Raw genomic sequence first — 3,011 nt, forward strand, 5'->3', positions numbered from 1 at the left:
AGATAAAAACTATACACAGTTTTGCGGGATGTTTCAAATCGGGAGGCCCTTTTCCGAGGTGACCGTGCACACAGGAAAACCGTTCGCACGATTATGGCTTTCTGAGCATGCCTGTCGCGTAGTCGTCCAGGATTCTAAGTACTCCCACACTCGGCCATGCCCTGTTCCTTTTCTGCCCTGACCGCTCAAACAATATTCCATGCTCAGCCGACTGATTCAAGGCGCGCAGTGCGCTGGTATTCGAAGTTTTCAGTAGCTTCGAAACTAGCTACGTATGCATCACCGATATGCGCTCATGAACGGAAGCAGCTTCCAGGCAGTTGACTGCGAACGCAGCACTTGGAGCTTCTCCCGTGCGGATCCCAGGTCCGATGCCAAATGAGCAATGTGGACAATCCCGATGGAAGCTGCGTACAAGGTAGCTTCAACGAATTCCTCTAGGATTGGCGACGCATTACCATCACGGTACCGAGAAAGCGCCTCGGAGTATCTAGCCCTATTGCGCAACAGCCCGGCGGATACCGGTGCAGTTGTTGACTGGACCAGACCTCGCGCCCTTGGCAAGGAATGAATTAGGGACCCGTCCGGTACGACCCTTGTCGTCTACAACGGGATAAACCGTGTCGAACTGAGCATGGGCAATTACCCTCTGAAGGATGGAGGGCAGGTCCACGCGTACCATAAATGCGCACAAGTCTTCGATCAGTTCAGGTATCCGCGCCGACTGAGGGACTACATAACTGGCTCCTCTCGGACTCGCCCCGCTCGAACCCACCCGAACGAGCTGATCCCGATACGTTTCTGCATGTATCTCCCGCCTAGGTTGTCCCTGCAGTAGCTCTGCATGCATTTTCAATATCGCATCGCTGCTAAGCTCATCTGCCAAAGCGAGCGCAGCTTCCATGGCTCGACCATTGGCTGAAACTGTTGATGTGTTCTGAGAACTTGCTAGTTGCAACTCGACAAGCGCTAATTGTCGAGCGTCGACCGTCAGGTTTTCAATCTGCGCAGACGAAGCGGATTCTGTTCTCAATAGGATCGAGGAGCGAGGCCCCAATGAAGCTGATGTCGAACCCAGCATGATACTGGCCTTGTGATTGAAGCTAATCAGCTCGTTGCTTGCCATTTCCATCCGTTGAACCAGTTCATCTGGAATGTCGAAATCTAATAGTGAGAATTTTGTCGGGACAGCTGACTCATATTCGTCTTTGTTCTTGGCTCACTTCGTTCTTGACGTGAAGGCGTCCTGTTCAGACAACCAGTAGTGTTCCTCGTGGCCGAGGGCCGGGACCGAATGTGTAACGAGCGCACTATATTAGTTACCTTTTAGATGTAAATGTAACTGAGAACAAAAGATAGCTACTTTTTCCCTTACCAACAGGCAACGCCTTCATTTGCATGCCCCGCATATCGTTTCGTCGAGGCTCATCATAGTGATCGACGTCGATACATCATCAGCCATGACCAACAGCACCGGAGATCTAAGCACGCACAAGTCTGCTAGGACCAAACGTCGTCTCCACGCCAGGTTGCATCGACTCCACCGTCCACGTAAATGGTCTGTCCTGTTACGTGTGTATTCTCGACACTCGCACGCCATAGCAATAACTTTGCAGTCGCGCTTGCCTAGGAATGATAGTTCAGCGGTATTGGAACGTTCGCATCCACCATGACGCGGCAAGGTTCAGTGGCCAACAGCTCCCTCGTCATATTGGTGATGACGGTTTCAGGCGCAACAGCGCTCAGCGCAAGGTAGGCCCCAGCCCAATTGGCCGTAGGGCTTTATCGACGCAACCGACGGCTGATGGATCCTTCAGAAGACGCGTAGTTCAAGTATTCGGCCGCCGGACCCTGCGCTTGCAGCTTGTCGCCAGTCCGCAATGCTTCTAGTTCATCGCCGGCAAGCATAGCGTCCACAAGTTCCGTTGAATTCTCTTGAAGGATGGCCATCAATGATACAACCACACCGCAGAAGTCTTCGACGAGATCCAAGTCGACGGTATCTACATCCGGCATGGCTGGTGCCTGCTGATCGCTATCGACCAACGGAACATCATCGGATGGCAATGGTGCGACCGAGAAAAATCAGCGGCGTGGACAGCGTTGCTGAAGCATTTCGCTGAACCGAAAGTCGTCTTCACCGATGGCGGATCGGGGCTGATGAAAGCGATGAAAGAGTTCTGGCCCAACGTGAAGATCCAGCGGTGCCTGATTCATATCCAAGGCAATGTCCGTACCTACCTGACCCTGAACCCACGCTTGCCAGCCGGTAAGCCATTACGCAGTTTGAGCCTAAAACTCACGAATATCCGCACCCAAGAAGCAGCGGCCCAATGGATGGTCGCCTTCGCGGCCTGGCACGCCCAGCATCAATTCCTCATCAACGAACGCACCTAGGCAGCGCAATGGAACGGTGCGATGCCCCAAGGAATTCGCAGCACCCGCACCTGGTGGTACACCCATCACCGGCTGCGCAAAGCGTACGAGAACATGCAGACCGCTTTGCGACGCGGTCACCTATTCACATACCTGAATGAAGATCTGCACGGGCTAGGGATCAGCTCGACAACGACCATGATTGAAGGCGCGGTGAACTCCGGGATCAGAGCAATGATTTTCTACCATCGCGGGATGCCCATTGAGCATCGCCGGCGTGCTTGCGAATGATTCTGTTGGATCCCACAGACAAGTCAGCCGAGGAGAAACAGATTGGCCCTGATTTTTATGGGACCGCTGCCATTGCCGAGGAAGGGCACTTCGCCAGGGCTGGCTGGGGTGGACGGAGCCGCTAGAGCCTCGGTTTAGATGGGGTTTGGCCGGCTGACACACCCGGGCAGACACCATTTATTGCCTATAGGCCGGTTAAAGCACAAAAAGGTCCCGCCTCGCCAGGCAGAACCACACAACCCACACACCCTCGCACACCCCCGCGGGTTAAACAGGTGAGGCCCCCACACCAACAGGTGCAAGGGCCTCAAACCATCATACTAAGTTAAGTCCGGCGGTGACCT

2 protein-coding genes and 1 pseudogene are annotated in these 3,011 nt (G+C 54.0%); 1 reads left to right on the forward strand and 2 read right to left on the reverse strand.

Features of this window, described 5'->3' with window-relative positions; all coding sequences use genetic code 11:
* Window positions 1-496: 496 nt before the first annotated feature.
* Complete coding sequence (locus CQ019_RS18105; protein WP_181148619.1) at window positions 497-1,126, reverse strand: Fic family protein; 630 nt, start codon at window positions 1,124-1,126, stop codon at window positions 497-499.
* A 656-nt stretch (window positions 1,127-1,782) separates the two neighbouring features.
* A complete protein-coding gene (locus CQ019_RS18110; protein WP_105570325.1) occupies window positions 1,783-2,046 on the reverse strand; it encodes a hypothetical protein in 264 nt (87 codons plus the stop codon).
* Between CQ019_RS18110 and CQ019_RS18115 the strand changes: the two are divergent.
* A pseudogene (locus CQ019_RS18115) lies at window positions 1,960-2,664 on the forward strand (transposase); the annotation flags it as partial. The gene CQ019_RS18110 and the pseudogene CQ019_RS18115 sit on opposite strands and share 87 nt — an antisense overlap.
* Window positions 2,665-3,011: the final 347 nt, after the last annotated feature.

Source organism: Arthrobacter sp. MYb229 (genome assembly GCF_002975405.1).
GTDB lineage: Bacteria > Actinomycetota > Actinomycetes > Actinomycetales > Micrococcaceae > Glutamicibacter.